Annotated in this window: 9 protein-coding genes and 1 pseudogene; 8 read left to right on the top strand and 2 right to left on the bottom strand. The window is 53.1% G+C overall.

Annotated elements, in window-relative coordinates:
- Positions 1-246: 246 nt before the first annotated feature.
- On the bottom strand, positions 247-933 hold the full coding sequence (locus tag Pla22_RS15060) for a PEP-CTERM sorting domain-containing protein (RefSeq protein ID WP_146515664.1): 687 nt from the start codon (positions 931-933) through the stop codon (positions 247-249).
- 423 nt (positions 934-1,356) lie between these two features.
- Between Pla22_RS15060 and Pla22_RS15065 the strand changes: the two genes are divergently transcribed.
- Positions 1,357-2,238, top strand: coding sequence for a helix-turn-helix domain-containing protein (locus Pla22_RS15065; protein WP_146515665.1), 882 nt, complete (start codon positions 1,357-1,359; stop codon positions 2,236-2,238).
- Positions 2,239-2,326: 88 nt separating this feature from the next.
- Here Pla22_RS15065 and Pla22_RS15070 read toward each other — a convergent pair whose 3' ends face one another.
- Positions 2,327-3,010: a transposase gene (locus Pla22_RS15070; protein ID WP_146515666.1), complete on the bottom strand. Its 684-nt coding sequence runs from the start codon at positions 3,008-3,010 to the stop codon at positions 2,327-2,329.
- A 520-nt stretch (positions 3,011-3,530) separates the two neighbouring features.
- Here Pla22_RS15070 and Pla22_RS15075 point away from each other — a divergent pair.
- The 7 genes and pseudogenes from Pla22_RS15075 to Pla22_RS15105 all read left to right on the top strand — a co-directional run bounded on the left by Pla22_RS15075 (position 3,531) and on the right by Pla22_RS15105 (position 16,971).
- Positions 3,531-6,800: an alpha/beta hydrolase-fold protein gene (locus tag Pla22_RS15075; RefSeq protein ID WP_146515667.1), complete on the top strand. Its 3,270-nt coding sequence runs from the start codon at positions 3,531-3,533 to the stop codon at positions 6,798-6,800.
- A gap of 54 nt (positions 6,801-6,854) precedes the next feature.
- Entirely contained in the window at positions 6,855-9,170 is a 2,316-nt protein-coding gene (locus Pla22_RS15080; RefSeq protein WP_146515668.1) for an endo-1,4-beta-xylanase, read from the top strand.
- A 367-nt stretch (positions 9,171-9,537) separates the two neighbouring features.
- Positions 9,538-10,377 carry an alpha/beta hydrolase gene (locus Pla22_RS15085; RefSeq protein ID WP_146515669.1) on the top strand — a complete coding sequence of 280 codons (840 nt, stop codon included), beginning with the start codon at positions 9,538-9,540 and terminating at the stop codon, positions 10,375-10,377.
- A 584-nt stretch (positions 10,378-10,961) separates the two neighbouring features.
- Positions 10,962-11,564 (top strand): sigma-70 family RNA polymerase sigma factor, encoded by a 603-nt coding sequence (locus Pla22_RS15090; protein ID WP_146515670.1) that lies wholly within the window; start codon positions 10,962-10,964, stop codon positions 11,562-11,564.
- A gap of 230 nt (positions 11,565-11,794) precedes the next feature.
- Positions 11,795-12,673, top strand: a pseudogene (locus Pla22_RS25700) (serine/threonine-protein kinase); the annotation flags it as partial.
- A 2,148-nt stretch (positions 12,674-14,821) separates the two neighbouring features.
- Positions 14,822-15,613 (top strand): formylglycine-generating enzyme family protein, encoded by a 792-nt coding sequence (locus tag Pla22_RS25705; protein ID WP_261343155.1) that lies wholly within the window; start codon positions 14,822-14,824, stop codon positions 15,611-15,613.
- An 83-nt stretch (positions 15,614-15,696) separates the two neighbouring features.
- Entirely contained in the window at positions 15,697-16,971 is a 1,275-nt protein-coding gene (locus tag Pla22_RS15105) for an FHA domain-containing serine/threonine-protein kinase (protein WP_165440690.1), read from the top strand.
- The last annotated feature ends 1,006 nt before the right edge of the window (positions 16,972-17,977 follow it).

The following is a 17,977-nucleotide window of genomic DNA, read 5'->3' on the forward strand; positions in this document are numbered from 1 at the left end:
GAGCAGCATGCAAATGGTCGATCTGCCGAGATTTCAGGCATGAATGTGCCCGATTCCTATGCACGAAAGGGCTGGCGGGAGAGCTGACTCTGCTGAACGAGCGGTCTGTCATGGTCGCTACCATGCTGCGTCTTGAGACGGCACGGTTAAGGCTGGTAAGCAGCGGCACGAAAAAAGCCGGTCGAAACTCGACCGGCTTAGTTAGATGGGATCAGTGGCAAACGGAAGGTTTCCGTCGGGCAAAGATTACGAGCTTCGTCGTTTTCGCCAGCAGGTAACGCCACCGAGCATGGCCAGGCTCATGAACGCCAGGGAAGACGGCTCGGGGACTGCCGTCAATTCGGTGAGACGTACGTTATCGACAAAGTAAGAGTTATTCGTGTCGTTGCCAAACCTCTGACCAGCGTTGAGCAATGCAACTCGGAATTGTTGCGTACCACTACCAATATCAGCGAGATCAAATGTTCCGCTGCCCACGTTTGTCAATGTGGCCAGATTAACCGAGAACGGTTGGTAAGCCGTTGTGCTGTTCAGCGTTCCTCGAAATGTTACATCGTTGAGGACGAGATCGTATTGAGTACTAACTGAGAAAACGCCTGTATCGAGTCCTTCAACGCGAATATCGAACGACAGGTCATAATCGGCCGCATTGCCAGAGGTTGCTACATTGACAGCCGATGACGATAGATTTGTGAAGTAGCTAACCGAAAACGGGTTGCCGGTGGTGTCAAAATCAACCTGCAGTGCCGTCGATCCATCGAGTCCAGTGGCAGCCGTGTATGACTTAGTAGAGATACCACCCGGGTCAGCTTGGTCGTAGTTAGCGTTTGACCCGCTGTTGTAATCGAGTTCATAGATAACGTCAGCGTAAGAGCTATTCGACGCGAACACGCTGGCGGCAAGTGCTGCACAGAGAGAGAGTTTTTTTAGCATGGACTATTGATCTGATCTGAGGATTCGGTTCTCGGCTACTGAGAAATGGACGCTTCATGACTCGGCCTAATCAAATTGATTCAAGCTTTGTCGAGAAGCAATCAGCAGCAGGTTCGTGAACAACTACTAAGAACAGTGTCACCAAGAACAGAGTGCTTAGAAAACACTCGCCTCGTAGCAGTTCACTTTGGTTAGTTTATCTGCCTTCGTGGGTTCGTCCCCATCGAATGAGGCGGATTCCAATACGATTTGTGCGCGGAACCATTTTTATTAAGTTAATATCGTTCTTAGGGTGCAAAGGGTAATGATCAGGCGAGCTAAACAGAGTCGCCCATCGTCATGCTGCCCATTATGTCACGCTTATGTGAAAGCATTGTCGCTTTTGCGTAATCGCCAAGCCAATTCTGTGAATCAGCCGAACTGATGAAACCAGCGTTTGAAAAACTAGTTCCACGAAGTGGTGAATCATTCCGCTGCTTCGACCGATCGGAATTGAGTTCGCCTGCGAAGTGGCACCGACACCCCGAGATAGAATTGACCTACGTGCCCCGTGGTTCGGGATCTCGAATTGTGGGCGATCATATCGACAGTTACACCGATCGTGATTTAGTGCTGCTCGGATCAGAGCTTCCGCACACGTGGACTTCCGATGAGTACCTCGGACAGACCTACGATCGACACCATGCGATCGTGACGCAATTCCATCCCGAATTTCTAGGTTTTGAATTCTTTGCCTGTGGGGAAATGACGCAAGTCGCTGGGTTGCTGCAAAGATCTCAGCGGGGGATTTGGTTTCCTCCCAAAGTTGCGGCGTCCGTTGGGCAGAAGCTTGACAAGTTGATCGCCAGCGAAGGTGCGGCAAGGTTGCTCTTGCTGATTAGCATCTTGGACGAACTATCGCGTTGTGCTGACGCGGTAGCTTTGGCGACGGCAGCTTTCCGGGTTAGCTCGGGTGCAGCGACTGGCAGTGCAAGGGAAACACGAATCCAGAAAGTTTGTGATCACATCGGAGACCGTTTGGACGATCCCGAACTCACGTTAAAAAGTCTTGCTGAATTGGCGGGGATGAACTCATCGGCGTTCACACGGTTCTTCAAGCAATCGACCGGGCGGACACCGTCGGCCTATATCGGTGAATTGCGAATTGGCTTGGCGTGCCGTCTTCTTACGGATACCGACGACACGATACTGTCCATCTGTCACCAATCGGGCTTTTCGAACCTGTCCAACTTCAATCGTCGCTTTCAACAAATGCGGTCGATGACGCCCCGAGAATACCGATCAAACTTTCGAGTCGTCACCTAGGATTCGAAAAAGGTGTCCGGTACCGTTTCTGGGTTTCAGCGACAGATTCGAAAAAGGTGTCCGGTACCGTTTCTGGGTTTCAGCGACATCATTTCTTGATCGGATTCTTCCTTGGGCGTCCGCGAGGACGCATGGTGGACTCCAAATCGAACGTTCTGGCGATGTGCTCGACCCAAGTTTCCGTTCCGAAGGGGACTCCCCGTTTGGCACTCCAGTCTAGCTGGGTTCGCTCCGGTTCACTGAATTTCGTCGCAACGACCTGAGCCCATTTGGGCGTTCGGCGGATCGGCCAGGAAGACATCCGCTGCGAGAATGGCTTCGTCTTATGTTGCCAGTGGTGCAAGCTGCCAAATTTCCAGTCTTCGGGTTTCTTGCACAGTTTTGCTGCGTATGCATTTCGCTCGACGTACCGAGCGACCGTCAGAAAGTGTTCGTCGTCTTGGACGGGGAACGACTTGAACCGACCCTGGTAGACATGCCCCATTCCGGTTGTCTTGTAGTGGGCGTGATACCTTTGAGTGTGAGTCAATCCGATGTAGTGGCCGAAGCGGCCCATTTCACCGTCCTCACCCGGGCGAACCAAGAGGTGATAGTGGTTTGGCATCAAGCAGTACGAAAAAAGTTCAATATTGAATCGCTGCAAAGCCTCATCGAGGATCTTCTCAAACGCTTCGTAGTCCGCATCTTTTTCAAAGATGGTCGCCCGAAGGTTCGCTCGATTGAGCATGTGATAGCAGTGTCCAGCGGCATCGGCGCGCTTGGGGCGTCCCATGAGACAAAGTCCAGCAAGAGGGAAATGATGTATCAACACCCAGCTTAAACGAAACGACCTCGCTGGCCAAAAAACGGTACCGGACACCTTTTTTCATCCGGACACCTTTTTTCATAACTCGATCAGTGCAAACCGAACGCCCGTTAGAGCGTGAAGTATTCGAACTTGTCGTTCCCCGATGGGATCGAAATATACCTGAATAATCTGAGTTGGATCACCGATTTGCAGAACTTTCAAACCGGCCCGTGGTTTTTGCATGTACGCACGGTTCTCTGCCGAGCGGATCTGCTGCGAACTTGTGAAATATCACTGTGCAGGTGCGCAATTCCTCATTTTCATTGAACTCGATGCGGCTATAACGCAACAGTGCCGTCAGAGGATGTGCCGGAATTGAAGAAGGCAATTGAAGCCAACGGCAAGCAAATCCGCTACTTGAAGATTCCGGGCAGGTGATGGTAACTAAACCTGGTGGTGATTCGTTGACGTTCCTTCTCCTCTTCTTCTGAATCGAGACCCTCTCATGAGAAAATTAGTTCTTCTCGTCCTGCTCGGCATGCTACAGCTTGCCAGTGCCGTTGCCGAAGCACAGGAGCAAGACCCGGAACGTCCTCGCCAAGGTGGTCGCGGAGGCGGATTCGGCGGCCCGATCGAACTTGGTCCCGACGACAAGCAAACTTATCCCGATCCTGCCGATAGCATCGTTTCAAAGCGGGAAGACATTCCGCACGTCAAGTTGGAGATGATCGACTATGAGTCGAAGACGGTCGGCACGACTCGCAAGATGAACGTCTACACGCCCCCGGGGTACTCGAGCGAGATGAAGTACCCTGTCTTGTATTTGTTGCACGGCATTGGCGGCGACGAAACCGAGTGGCAGCGTTTTGCGACACCTGATGTGTTGTTTGACAACCTGATCGCGGATGGCAAAGCGGTTCCGATGATTGTGGTGATGCCGAACGGCCGCGCGCAGAAAAATGACCGCGCCGAAGGCAATGTAATGGCGAGTGCTCCGGCATTTGCCGTTTTTGAGAAAGACTTGCTCGTTGACGTCATTCCCACCATCGAGTCGCGTTATTCCGTTCAGGCCGATCGAGAACATCGAGCCCTGGCCGGCTTGTCGATGGGCGGTGGCCAGTCGCTGAACTTCGGACTGACCAACCTGGACACGTTTGCCTGGGTCGGCGGATTCTCGTCCGCGCCCAATACTAAGGCCCCAGAGGAATTGGTCCCCGACCCAGAACAGGCGAAGGAACAACTCGAGCTACTCTACTTGTCATGTGGAAACAAAGACGGAATGATCCGAATTAGTCAACGTCTGCAGCGTTATTTGAATGAGCACGACATTCCACACATCTGGAACGTCGACTCGCACGGACACGATCCGACCCACTGGCGAAACAATCTGTACTATTTTGCTCAATTGGTATTTCAGGAAACATCGAAGGCCTCAGAGCTACAGGAAGACACGACGACCAATTCAAACGAGCAACCTTCAGCGAGCAAAGATGAGAACGCGGCTGCTGGAAGTAATGTTCCTGAAGGCATCAAAGATGATTTCAAGCCGGCGCCTACCAATCAAGCTGGAAAGGACTACCCGCAGGTCAATTCCCAAGGTCGCATCAAGTTTCGCGTCGTCGCGCCGGAAGCGAAGAGCGTGGCAACGACATTTCGTGACAGTACTGAGTTCGTAAAAGGTGAAGATGGGGCTTGGGTCGGCTACTCACGTCCGCTTGACGAAGGCTTCCACTACTATGAGTTGATCATCGACGGTGCCCACGTACCGGATCCCAACAGCAAATACTATTTCGGAGCAATGCGTTGGGGGAGCGGCATCGAAATTCCTGCCCACGATCGTGAATTCTACGCACTGAAAAACGTTCCCCACGGCCAGGTTCGAGAGATCTACTTCCATTCAGAGAGCACGGATTCCGAGCGGCGAGCTTTCGTTTACACACCACCGGGCTACGACAGCAATCAAGACGAACGCTACCCAGTGCTGTACTTGCAGCACGGCTGGGGAGAAAACGAATACGGCTGGAGCGTCCAAGGCCACGCAGGTCTGATCATCGATAATTTGATCGCGGAAGGAAAGACAAAGCCCTTCATCATCGTCATGACCTATGGCATGACCAACGAAGTTCGCATGGGCGGGCTTCGCAACTTTGACATCAAGGATTTTGAAACGGTCCTCGTTGATGAACTCGTTCCCCATATCGATCAGAACTTCCGCACTTTGACCGATCAACCCAATCGTGCCATGGCTGGACTGTCGATGGGTAGCATGGAAACGAAGTCAATCACGCTACGCAACCTTGACAAGTTTTCGCACATCGGGCTGTTTAGTGGAGCCACGATTGGAAAACAAGTTTTCGAGAACACGGAAGGGTTCAAAGACAAAGTTGAACTCGTGTTCGTTAGCTACGGAAGCAAGGAGGTTGGAGGCGGGCGGACGCGTCGTGGTGGCAATCCCGCCGAGTCAGTGAAGCAATTAAAGGAGATGGGAATCGATGCCCACTACTACCTGTCTCCCGAAACCGCCCACGAATGGCAGACTTGGCGACGCAGTTTGAAAGAATTCGCGCCTCTGTTGTTTCAGCCTGAGGACAGCCTGTTAGGCGACTGGAAGGTCGACTTTGATACTCAAATCGGCGTCCAAAGCTATGCAATGACCTTTGGCAAGGAAAGCGGCGAACTCTCCGCAACGGCGAGAGCTGAAGTCAATGGTCGCTCACGCGACGTTACCTTTGAGCAGGTCAAACGGACCGGCGATACCATCTCGTTCGTCGAAAACCTGAATTTTGGTGGAAACGAAATTCGTATTGAATACGAGGGGCAGATCGACGGCGACACGATCCTGTTTTCGCGAAAGGTAGGCGACTTCGCAACGGAGAAAGCAACGGCGAAGAAATCGAAATCCGTTGACGACTTGGTCTCCGAAAACGTAAAGGAATCAATGCAGCGTCGGGCCGATGCTCAGCGACAACAGGCCGTCGCAATGGCCGACTCGGTCGACCCAAACTTCCACATTTATCTCTGCTTCGGCCAATCCAACATGGATAGCGGCGGGCGGATGAATGACGCTGACCGTGACGTTCCCGAGCGTCTGCTGGTGATGGCCGACTTTGACAACGATCAAAGGGGCTGGCAGAAAGGAAATTGGTACCACGCCGTTCCACCGCTGGCCGCGCGAGGGCGAGGCATTTGCATGGTCGATTCATTCGGCAAAGTGATGGTTCATTCGCTTCCAGACGACGTCCGCGTTGGAATCATCAAGGTTTGTGTGCCCGGATGCAAAATCGAAATGTATCAGAAGCAGTCGTTTCAGTCTTATATCGACGGCGAGAGAGACTGGTTGAAAAACATCGTCAAAGCCTACGAGGGAAATCCTTATCAGTACCTTGTCGACATGGCCAGAGAGGCGAAGAAGCACGGCGTCATCAAAGGAATTCTTCTCCATCAGGGCGAATCCAACACCGGGGACAAAGAGTGGCCCGAGAAAGTCAAGTCCGTCTATGACGACTTGATGAAGGACCTCGATTTAGATCCAAGCGAGGTGCCTCTGTTGGCCGGAGAGATGGTGCACGCTGATCAGGGAGGCCGATGTGCAAGTCACAACGCGATCATCGCGACCTTACCGGAATCAATCTCGGGTGCTCGGGTGATATCGTCAGCAGGTTTGCCGACCGACGACAAACTGCATTTTAACCCGGAAGGCTCTCGCGAGTTTGGTAAGAGATATGCTGTTGCAATGCTCTCACTGTTGGCTTCAGAGAGCGTTGTTGCCGAATAAGCCATCTCGCCCATAGATCACTGCAACTTCCCAAACCACATCGGATATCGCCGTATGTTATTTCAATCGATTGTTTTCTTTTGCTGCATCGCGTTGTCCGCCACGTTCACGCTGGGCCAAGAAAATACTTCGCCAAAGCAAAGCTCCGAAAGTTTGACAGGCACGTGGCATTGCCAATTCGATTCACCGTTCGGGTTGCAGACTTACCACCTCCATGTTGCGATTAATGACGCCGGCGATGCAACAGCGCACGCGGAAGTAGATGCTCGCGACGAAGTGCGGAAAGTCGAGTTCGTCAATGTGAAGGTCGACAACGATTCACTCAGCTTTGCGGAGGTACGGCAGTTCGGCGACCAAGTGTTTCGTATTGAGTACAGCGGCGAACGCAAAAAAAAGGACCTCGCGATAACGAGGTCGTTTGGAGAGCGGGGCGGCCAGAAGTCGCTTGCCACGCGTGAGCTTCCCAAGCCACCACCGAAAGAAGATCCTGCTCCGGTGGTCGAAGTCAAAATCGATCGCCTTATCAAGGACGCATTCAAAGACTCGTTCTTGGTCGGCATGGCCGGTGACCTTCCTTCGCGTTATTCAGAGGAGGAGTTGAAACTAGCGGCAGAGCATTTCGCCGCGATCACTCCCGAAAACTGCATGAAGCCCGAGCGAGTTCACCCGGCCGAAGATCGTTGGGATTTTGAGCGGACCGATGCTTTGGTGCAGTGGGCCGAAAAGAACGACATGACCATCCACGGCCACACCTTGGTTTGGCATGCGCAGACGCCCAATTGGTTCTTCGAGGGGCGTGATCCCGAGACGGTCAAGCGGCGGATGAAACAACATATTGAAACGCTTGCGGGACGGTACAAAGGGAAGTTGCAGAGTTGGGATGTGGTCAATGAAGCCATCAACGATGGTGGGAACTCTGAAACCGCGAAGACAGAGAATCTACGCAACTCGGATTGGTTGCAAACGCTCGGCCCCGAGTTTCTCACTTTGGCATTCAAGTTTGCTCGACAGGCAGATCCCGATGCTGTGCTCTACTACAACGACTACAACATCGAATCGGGACCCAAGCATGCAAGTTCGATGGTGCTGCTTGAACGACTGGTTGCCGATGGTGCTCCCATCGATGCCGTCGGCATACAAGGGCATTGGCGAAGCGGGCGGGTTCCTTTCGAAGACATCGAAAAAGCGATCACCGACTATGCATCGCTTGGACTGAAAGTCAGTATCACGGAACTCGACGTTACAATCCGTGGTGAATCCGGCGGACAATTCGGAAGACGACGGTTTCGAAGTTCTACACCTCCTTCACTCAACGATTTGAATGCCCAAGCTGATGACTATGCCCGCCTGTTTGCGATCTTCAAAAAGCACGAAGACGTCATCGAACGCGTTACTTTCTGGGGCTTGAACGATCGACGAACTTGGCGGTGGGGGCAACATCCGCTTCTCTTTGACGGTAACAACAATCCTAAGCCAGCGTATGCCAGTATTGTGGCGTTGGCAGATAGCGATGACGATGCTGCCAAGAAAGCCCCCGAACCGCCCAAGAACGTGAAGATTGAAGACGGTGGTCAGGGTGATTATTCAGCGATCGTAACGGAAGCACCAACACTTGCAGGAATGACGATTTATCGCCCGGAGGATTTGTCTGCTTTTGCAGGCGAAAAGAAGCTGCCAGTACTTCTATGGGGAAATGGAGCGTGTGCGAACACGACGGAGGAACACAAGAACTTTCTCAGCGAGATTGCATCGCACGGATTCATTGTTCTCGGCATTGGACCGCTGGATCAGTTGCAACAGCGAAACGAGACATCTCGTCAGCGGACGAATTCTTCTCAATTGGTTGCTGCCTTGGACTGGATTATCGCACAGGACACCGATGAAAACAGCATCTACTGCGGAAAGATTGATACGACCAAAGTCGCCGCGATGGGAATGTCATGTGGTGGACTGCAAGCCATCGAAATCTCGGACGATCCCCGAGTCACAACGACGGTTGTTTGCAACAGTGGCGTATTACCCTCTCGCTCACCGATGGCTGCGATGCCGATCCTGACGAAGGAAGACCTCAAAAAGTTTCACGGTCCCGTCCTGTACATTATGGGCGGCCCTTCCGACATCGCCTACAAGAACGCGATGGACGATTTTTCCCGAGTCGATCATGTGCCCATCGTAATGACCAACTTAGACGTCGGGCACGAAGGAACCTACCGTCAGCCGCACGGCGGCGAATACTCCTCCGTTGCCCTCGCTTGGCTCAACTGGCAGCTCAAAGACGATAAGGCTTCCGCGAAGATGTTCGTTGGCGACGATAGTCAATTGAAACGCAATCCGGATTGGACGATCGACACGAAGAACTTGGAACAGTAGCCCGCATCAATCTGAATGATCATGCAGCGTTATGAGCAGGAATCTGGGCCTGCTTCATTACTATTCAGGCGGCATGCCGCAGCTGCAGAATCTGCTAGACCGACCGACTTATCGGATACTCCACAATCTGATTGGGCGGTCCTAGATCCGACGTTGGCATTCCCTCGAATAGACCATTTAAGTACTGGAGTCATCTGTGAAAAATCGAAATACAAGAATCGTAGACTTTCGCTTGTTTAGAAAGGTCAAGACAACTTTGTACTGTGTGTCGTTATCGTCAGCGTGCTTTCTCTCAATACTTGCGCCAGCAATAGCTCAGGAAGCGGCAAGTCCAAATGCACCGGAGCAAAACACTCCGAGAGATGCCATGACGTCGATCGAAATCCCCGCACAGCCCAACGCCATCGAGTTGGGAACTGGTCCATTGCCCGGCGCCGAAACGCCCGAGTCCTGGCACAGTCAATACGGTAGCAAGTTCGCGCGCAACGTTACTGTGGCCACGTTGACTCCCTTTCTACCTGATCCTGGGAAGGCGACCGGCGCGGCTGTGATTGTTGCACCAGGAGGAGGTTTCAGGACGTTGTCAATGGAAAATGAAGGTTGGCAGGTCGCCGAGGCGCTCGCCGCCAAAGGCGTGGCGGCTTTTGTGCTCAAGTATCGTCTTAACCAGACTGCTGCGGATCTAAATGAGTTCGCAGATCCTACTCGCCCCCGGCCTAGGAGTGGGCCGCGGTCAGGGCGTCCGACACCGACAGAGATGACCGCTCGTATTGCACCGCAAGTCGCCGATGCGAACGCCGCTTTCGCGCTCATTCGCGAGAATTCCGAGAAATGGCATGTGGATCCAGACCGCATCGGCATGATCGGATTCTCTGCTGGCGCGATGCTCACCATGACAACAACGCTGAGCGAAGGGGAAAGCAAGCCCGCATTCATCGCCAGCATCTATGGCGGACTGAATGCGGTTGAAGTTCCCGCCGATGCACCGCCCCTATTCGTTGCTATTGCAGCCGATGACCCACTTTTCCCTGTTGGCTTTGGCCTGATTGAGAACTGGCGTAAAGCAAATCGCGCTGTTGAATTGCATTACTACGAACAAGGCGGGCACGGCTTTGGCATGTACCAGAAATCCACTACCAGCACCGGATGGTTCGATGCCTATGTACGATGGCTCGGAATGCATGGTTATCTGAAGCCGGCGAGCTAGGACTTAGATATTAGGTGCCAGCGGCTGGCTTAACTTCAGTCAATAGCGAGTGGTGGCTGGGGAAGCCCGGACGCCCCTGGAACGATCACCGCGACACCTTTTCTTCCCCTTTCTCTTCCCCAAAACGGTACCGGACACCTTTTTTCTACCCGGACACAGCCTCCTGCACAAACCTGACCACAGCAACTGCCTCCCCGCTATGATGCGGACTACATTGCCCAGTGGGACAAGTATTCGATCGACGCCTACTTCCGTCGATCAGGATGGAACCGTTCCATAGCGACGACTGATGTCGCCTCGCAACCTCTGATCGCCGATGACTAATCGGCTGCCGATAGTCCCGGCAACTTGACCCTCACCCGAGCAGAAGCAACGTTGTTCGATGAATGGATCCCGGTTTCATTGCTTTTCGTGGTTGCACAACAGTATGGAGTGTCCTCACTTTCACAAACCGTCGCTGAGTAGCCTTACAATTGTCCGGCCTAAGCCCACTTTTGCTCTAAGAATCTTTTTCCTGTTATCACGCAGTATCCGCGCCCCAATTACGGCGTGACAGCGATTGATAAGAATGAGGACCATTGTTGATGACTATGAACGAGGATGAAATCCGATGCCTTCTGGCACTCGCCACAGCGGGTGACGACTCAGCTTTGGGCCAACTTCTCGAGCAATATCGGCCTTTGTTAACCCGGATGACCCAACAGCAGTTACCCAACGACCTCCAGCCTCGTGTCGGAAATTCCGATGCGGTCCAAGTGTCGTGCCTATCGGCGATCCGCAGCATCAAGAATTTCGATGGAAATGATCCGGCCGAGTTCATCGCTTGGCTGACGAAGCTACATCACGACAATTTGCAAGACATTCGCCGCGATCACATCGACCGTGACAAGCGATCCACCCGCCGCGAAACCTCCGGTTCCAACCTTGTCTTTCGCGATGAACGGCAACAAACCGGATCAGCATGGACGATCCAGAGAGAGGACCGCCAAGCGGTGTTGGACGCACTCGACGCTCTCCCTGAAAACCAAGCACAGGTCATTCGAATGCGGCATATGGACGGCATGAAATTGAAGGAAATCGCTGAGGTTGTCGACCGAAGCCCTGCGGCCGTTGCGGGTCTTTTGAAACGCGGACTGAAAACGCTCCGAGAACACTTTGACGGCACGAACTCATCAAAGACGCAATGAACAATCCACCGCAAGACTCCGCTGGACAAAGCCAGCTCGACATCTTGATCGCTGAGTACATCAGCCAGCTCGACGACAGTGTCGAAGTGAATGTCAAAGAGTTTCTCAAGCCTTATCCTGAGCTCGCTGACGAATTCCATGCTTATCTGCGCAACGCCGAACTTGCGGATGTGATCGCGACGGAGCAGAGCCAACCCGAAGCGGAGGCTTCACAAGACACGACGCCGTCCATGGCGGTCGACGAAACACACGCCACCCGTCCGAATCGACCCGAGTATGATGCTTCTCGCACATTGGATTCGAGCCATTCGGTCGCTGCGGAACTGGACGATCGACTTCCTCGCCCGTTCGGAAAGTACACGCTTGAGCGACTACTGGGACGCGGCGCAATGGGTTGTGTTTATCTGGCGGAAGATCCGGAACTGAAACGCAAGATTGCAATCAAAATTCCCAAGTTCTCCGGCGACGCTGATTCCAGCACCATGTTGGAGCGTTTCGCTCGCGAGGCTCGTTCGGCCGCCGCGATCGAGCATCCTAACATCTGTCCGGTTTATGAAGTTGGCCAACATGAAGGGCAATCCTTCATCGCCATGATGTTGGTCACCGGCAAACCGCTCGGTGAATTGATTCGAGGTACCAACGGACTGAGTCCTCGCGTAGCGATCAACTTCATTCGCAAGATCACCTTGGCGTTGGCCTAAGCCCACGATCGCGGCATCATCCACCGCGACCTGAAGCCAAGCAACGTGATGATCAATCAGCGGAATGAGCCGATTGTCATGGACTTTGGACTCGCTCGCGAAATCAATAACGACGGCGAAGAAAAGCTTACACAAGACGGAACGATCATCGGCACTCCGACGTACATGTCACCCGAACAGGTCGACGGGGTGCAAAGCAAAGTCAAGGCCGCCAGCGATATCTATAGCCTCGGTGTTGTCTTTTACGAGCTGCTAACCGGCCAAATCCCTTTCCAGGGAACAATCCTCTCGGTCATGCACCAGATCGCAACCAAGCCACCACGCCGACCGACGACCATTCGCTCGGATCTTTCACCGGCGATTGAAGAAGTCTGTTTGAAGATGATGGCCAAGCAACCCGGCCAACGATACAAGTCCATGCACGAAGTGGCAGAAACGCTGGCGGCCTTGTTGCGAGGTGGTGACCAAACCGTTGTCACCACGACACCGCTCACTGGCGATCAACTCAAGGCGCAGGCCGACCAAGTTCACTCCTTGATCAAAGCATCGAATTGGCCTGCAGCTGAACAATTGCTTGTCCAGATGGAATCCAATGAATCACCGATCGCGGCCAACTACGCGGCATGGGCGACCGAGCAATTAGTCACGGTGCGTGAGACATTGAACCAGAAGCGGATTCAAGGAAACGCGGCTTTCCAACAAGCCCAGTCTAGGATGAAGCGGCACGACTACGTTGGTGCAATGGAGCTAATTTCAAGCACACCGAAGTCAGTACGAACGCCTGCAGCAAATACGCTGCTGAAAAACGCGATTGAAGCTCAAACGCAAGTCGACGCTTTATTCAAGCAAATCTACCGTAACCTAAGCAACGGCCGGCTAAGTGAAACGCTTCCACATTTGCAGCGACTTCTCGAACTCAAGCCTGACGACCTGGTCGCCCAGCACTTGTTTCGCAAATACAAATGGCAGTCGCGGTTCGGGGCACCCGCTGGTTGGCTCGCCGACGCCTTCGCTCCCACACAATTGCAAGTCACTCGCCCTACTTACGAAGAACCGTTCCTAAGAAAATGGATCGGGATCGCCACTCTCGTCTTTGGCCTCTTCGCGATCGCGACCGCCGCAGCCGTCACGATCTACATCAACCAAAACGGCAAGCAGAGAGTAGCGACCAGGGGGACTGATGAAAGGCTCGAAGGTGGCGACACCGAAACAGCAATGGAAAACGAATCTCCGTTGCCACGAGAGAAGTCACAGGCGACTTCCCATGGTGCGTCCGAACCCCATGCTGAAATTGGAAAAGCGAAAAGCGCCCCTAGCCCCATCGTTTCTCCAGGTCTCCTCGCGGAGGATTCCGAAGCCAACGACTCCCGCAACCTTTCGTTCGATGACGCGCAATACTTGGGAGTGTTAAAAGGCCAGAATGGCCCCTTGTGGTCACCGGCCTTTAGCCACGATAGCAAGATGATCGTGGGTGTGAGTGAACCCAAACAAGAGATTTACGTTTGGGACACGCAGACTGGCGAACAGCTTCATGCCGTCCGTCTCGAGAATGCTCAAGCTGCAAGAACGGCGTTGTCGGCAAATAATCGGCTGTTCGTCCCTACACACGCGTCGTTAAAGATTATTGATCTTGCGACAATGAAAACCAGGGAGTCATTAGAGTATCCGAGGACTTTTAATTGCAATGCTGCCGTTTCACCGGATGGACGCTACCTGGCAATGGTTTCAAGCAGACAGCCCGCCAGAATTTGGACGCAGAGAGCAGACGGCGCGTATCAATTGGCTCACATCATTCCCAGACAGAGTTATGGACACACCGTTGCCTACATTCACGATCCACCACGTTTTCTGATCGCCGGATCAGAAAAACCATTCGAGATTGTCTCGCTGGGCGAAAAAATCAAATCGGCAACGTTGCCTCACCCCGAGTTGTCGCAAAGCTTTTGTTTTAATCTTCGAATTTCATCCGATCATAAGAGTTTCCTCCAGCATCCGGGGGGAGAAAAATGGTACGTTCGATCCGTCAAGAGTGGTGACATCCTTCGCACCTTGCGAATCGATGCAGAACGACTCGAGTTGCATCCAGACGAGAAGCACCTTCTTGGAGTTGTAGATGGACTGGGACTCGGCATCTTTAGCATTCAGAGTAGCGAGCTCGTCTCGCTTCTCCCGCTTCCTAAGGAAGCCGTCGGAATTACGCCACGCTGGCGGACAGCCGTATCCCCAAACGGCCGATACGCCGTCACCACCGGCATTGGATATGATGATCCAGATTCGCCAGAAAAGAAGTACATCAACGTTGATAGTTCGGTTCACTTGTGGGAGCTCCCAAGTGTGATGTGGCTAGAGGCAGAGGAGCGAGGAAGTGCCTCTGACATGAATGGCGATTCTACAAAACAACCCAGCGTTCCTCCGCTAAATGTCCCAAGTCTTGAATCGAGAGACACACAACCCTCACCAGATCTGTGGCCGTTTGATGCGACTGAAGCGAAGCGACGACAGGAAGCTGCTGCTAAAGATCTTGGAATCCCTATTGAATACACCAATTCGATTGGGATGAAGTTTCGGCTGATTCCGGCAGGTGAGTTCTTGATGGGATCGCCCGAATCGGAGGCCAATCGAAAAAGTGACGAGCAACAACATCATGTTCGAATCACCAAACCATTTTACTTGGGTGTGACAGAAGTAACCCAGGGCCAATGGGTGGAAGTCATGTCGACCGCAAGTTGGAAGAGACGCTTGCTTGCTTCGGGGTTGATGAACATTGCTGTAGGAACGATCTACAAAAACGACGCATTGACGTTTTGTAAGAAGCTAAGTCGTAAGGACGAGAGTTACCGTTTGCCGACCGAAGCAGAGTGGGAGTACGCGTGTCGCGCGGGAACAGCAACGGCTTATCATTTCGGGGACGACCCTGCGTTACTTAATCAGTACGGGCATGTAAAATCGACCGGGTACAACAGCGACTACCGATACATCCACAGCTTTTCACACCCCGTTGGAACGAAGAAACCAAACCCCTTTGGCATCTTTGATATGTACGGGAACGCCCAAGAATACTGCAGTGACCTCTACAGCAAGACTTACTACGTCGAGTCTGAATTGGTAAATCCTTCTGGCCCGAAAACAGGCGGCGTGGTTCTACGTGGAGGTGACCGAAAGAAAGACGCATCGACTTATCGATCCGCGGCTCGTTCGACACGCCCCCAAGCTGCTTCGAAGTTCTCCGGAGGATTCCCCTACATGCGCAACGGTGGCTATACCTCGGGTGACCAAAGGGGCTTTCGCCTTGTTCTTGAGGTCAAGAAGGTATCCGACGGCGTCGCGAGTCCCAAGGATCCAAAATAGGGTTTAGGTTTTCCATCTGATTCCGAATCAATCGACCACTCGTGCAACAGCAACCCTACATGTTTCATCATTCCAACACTTCAATGGCTGGACTTATTGTCAGTCAGGGCCGTGATACGGGGCGCTGCATCTACGGCGGGTTTTCCAACTCCATCTCTCTTGGAAGATCGCCCGAATGCGATTTCCAACTTCACGATCCTGCCGTTTCGCGGGTGCACTGTCATTTGCAAACCATCGATGGCACCACCCTGCTTCGAGATGCCGATAGCCGTTGGGGGACGTTCGTCAATGGATTGCAGGTCGAAGAGCGGATGCTGGCCATCGGGGATCGAGTGCTTGTTGGTGAAACCGAATTGCTGGTCACCCACAGTGATACCGAGGCGAACAGGTCGACGGTCTTTCCCTTAGGGCGCAACCACACGGCGACACGGACGACGAATCACGTCGCGAAATCGCAAACCGCTTCAGAAGACGCCCTTCGTGATGACGAGCAAGTTCTTGCGCTACTGGGAAACTCGTATCTGAACTACGAACTGATTCGCCTCATCGCAACGTCAGCCACCGGAGCCACGTTTGAAGCTCTCGACACGGTGAGCAATCAAGTGGTTGCGTTAAAAATATTCTGGCCACAGCTACTCATTCGCCCGAACGAGCGAACACGCTTTGTACGAGCAATGAAATCAGCGATCGAGGTGAATCATCCCAAAGTCGTCCGTGTTCTCAATGCTGGCCGACACCGCGGTACTTGCTTCACAGCAAGCGAATTGGTCATCGGTGAATCGGTGTCGGCTCTGATCGGGCGGATAGGCATCTGCGGCATGCTGGATTGGCGACGCGTGTTGCGGATTGGAATCGATGCGGCCGAAGCACTGACCGCCGCTCACGCCCATGGACTTCTACATCGCAATATAACGCCCCGCAATTTGCTCATTCGCACACAAGACGACACCGTCAAACTGAACGATCTGGTCATTGCGAAAGCAGTCAACTCAACCCACGGAGAAAAACTCACGATAGCTGGCGAATTGCTAGGCGACCTGCTCTACATGTCGCCCGAACAGTTGACCAGTGAACGACCACTCGACGCACGCAGTGACATCTATAGTCTCGGTGCGTCACTGTACGCGATGCTGACCGGACGACCGCCTTTAGAAGGTCGCAACCGCAACGAAACGATGCAGTGGATCGAAGTCGAAAAACCACAACCGCCAACTACCCATCACCTGTCTGTTTCACCGCTCTTTGAGGGTGCAGTGATGCGAATGTTGGAGAAGCGCCCTGACGACCGGCACCCCAGCGCAGCCGAATTGCTTCGTGAATTTCAACGGGTGGCGCAATACGAGAACGTCTCGGTCTAGCAAAGTGCTGCAGAGTCTGTAGCCGGTGTCAGGTTTTGGTCTTCGGTTTTCAGCTTCTCTCGTCTCGCATATTGCCGCGAGAACTGAAGATTGAGGGAGAGTTCGGGTAGGGCGAGTGCTCGTCACGCACGATCCACCTAATACCCACAAACAAGCGTGGAGATGCGTGGTGAGCACGCACCGAACTTGTCTTTGGAACTCTATCAATGCGATTGGGTGTGTCACTCCGAACGCAGGTTAGAGCCGCCTTCGACCCGAGCTAACTGCTAGGACGTTGGCCCAATTAAAGGTGGCCCAATTAAAGGTGGCCGGTACCGTTTGTTCACCATCGTTTGATCAGGGGCGCTTGCGATCTTGATTGACGCGTGTTCGCAATGGTCGCTGAACTGCGTCGCGGTGGTTAAGTGGACGTGGTTATGTGGCGGTGGTTATGTGGCGGTGGTTATGTGGCGGTGGTTATGTGGACGTGGTTATGTGGACGTAGTTAAGTGGAAGTGGAGTAATCGCTTGGATCGTTGTGACGTGAAATGCGGATGGTTGGCGGTTTGCTGTAGTGCCATTGCGGTGGGCACTCGCGTGCGCAAGATCTATGCAGTTGCCAAGGCGAGGGTGTCTGCTTCTAGCGGTTGAAGGAAATCCAGCGATTTTTTGCGACAAATATTCATCTTGATGGCTTCCTGGGTGCCGTCGGCACACTCATGGAATTCCCTGGGAATGATGACGATATTTGGTCGGAATGCCTCAAGTTGCGTTGGTGAGTGACCGCAACGAATCGCAATGGATTGGTGAAGAAAAGGTGTGGTGAAGAAAAGGTGTCCGGTACCGGGTGAAGAAAAGGTGTCCGGTACCGTTTGTTCACCATCGTTTGATGAGGGGCGCTCGCGATCTTGATTGACGCGTGTTCGCAATGGTCGCTGAACTGCGTCGCGGTGGTTAAGTGGCGGTGGTTATGTGGACGTGGTTAAGTGGAGGTGGAGTAATCGCTTGGATCGTTGTGACGTGAAAT

Source organism: Rubripirellula amarantea, assembly GCF_007859865.1.
Lineage (GTDB): Bacteria > Planctomycetota > Planctomycetia > Pirellulales > Pirellulaceae > Rubripirellula > Rubripirellula amarantea.